Below are 1120 nucleotides of genomic sequence, written 5' to 3'. Positions count from 1 at the left end.
CGATGTTATCTGGCTACAAAACTTCTCAACGACATATTCATTAACGGATGGTGAAGGAATTCGGACAAGCTTGGGTTCTGCTTACAGCAGACTCACCGCACCTCCCGGTTTTTATTATGGGACAGGATGGAATCAACTACCGTTACCGGGTGACGCTTCTTGGTACTATCTCGACATTCTACCAGCGCCAAACGGTCTGCGGAAATTGGTTCTGACACGTTCCTATGATAATACGTCATGGATTGGTGTTATACACACTGACAATGTATTCAGGGGTTGGCGACAGCTGTTTACACAAAATGATTTTATGGCGCTCACATGGTATAACCTTCCGTTATTGAATGGAGCAAAGGCGTCAGGAAGAACACCGCAGTATACCCGCTGGGGAAACATCCTCATGCTAAAAGGTCACGTGGCGTGTGACCTCGGCGTTGACTTTGCACAATTGCCCGCGTCATATTCACCGTCAGACAAAAAGGCGGTCATGGCAACAGCATACGGAACGACAGGCTTCACAAAATTTTATATCAACACTGACGGTAAACTGGCGTTTGTCGGCTTTTCAGGAAACAATCAGTCCGCCGTGTCCAGTTGGTCATTAGACGCGGCAGTGCCTTACTAGGAGGGTTGGAGCAATGGAAATGATACAAGTATTCGTATATGATTCGGATTTCATCTTCGACTATCCTGAAATTGTTCCGGCTGATTCCGTACCGGATAATGCGACAACCGTACAGCCGCCGGGATATTGGCGGGCGCAATTTCAGAAGGATAGAAAACTATGGATTGAATCCGCTTCAGACGAACAAATAAATGAAATGAGACAACAAATGAGGGAGAGTGTAAAAGAATGAGTTTCATGGAGAATGTTGCAAGTGAAGCACAAAAATTATACGGTGTAAGTCGAGTTTTACCTTCAGTTATCACAGCACAAGCCATACATGAGTCAAATTGGGGCAAATCCGGGCTTGCTACGCGTGCAAATAACCTGTTTGGTATAAAAGGTATCGGGAACGCTGGAACCGTTCATATGGGCACGTGGGAGGTTTTAAACGGGGTCGATAAAACAATCAAAGCAGGGTTCCGGGCGTATAAGTCTGTTCGCGATTCTATCATAGAC

At 45.9% G+C, this 1120-nt stretch carries 3 protein-coding genes; all 3 read left to right on the top strand.

Annotation, left to right across the window (positions count from 1 at the left end):
* A partial coding sequence (locus ACFXMF_RS47770; protein WP_380021357.1) for a hypothetical protein occupies window positions 1–622 on the top strand: 622 nt, incomplete at its 5' end.
* A gap of 13 nt (window positions 623–635) precedes the next feature.
* Complete coding sequence (locus ACFXMF_RS47765; RefSeq protein ID WP_376642732.1) at window positions 636–854, top strand: hypothetical protein; 219 nt, start codon at window positions 636–638, stop codon at window positions 852–854.
* Between the two features lie 5 nt (window positions 855–859).
* Window positions 860–1120, top strand: a 261-nt coding sequence (locus ACFXMF_RS47760) for a glycoside hydrolase family 73 protein (protein ID WP_380021355.1), incomplete at its 3' end; no start/stop codon positions are given.

This window comes from Embleya sp. NPDC059213, assembly GCF_042754445.1.
Taxonomy (GTDB): Bacteria; Actinomycetota; Actinomycetes; order Streptomycetales; family Streptomycetaceae; genus Embleya.
Note: the sequence above shows the minus strand (reverse complement) of the source record. Positions and strands in the feature narration are given on the sequence as shown.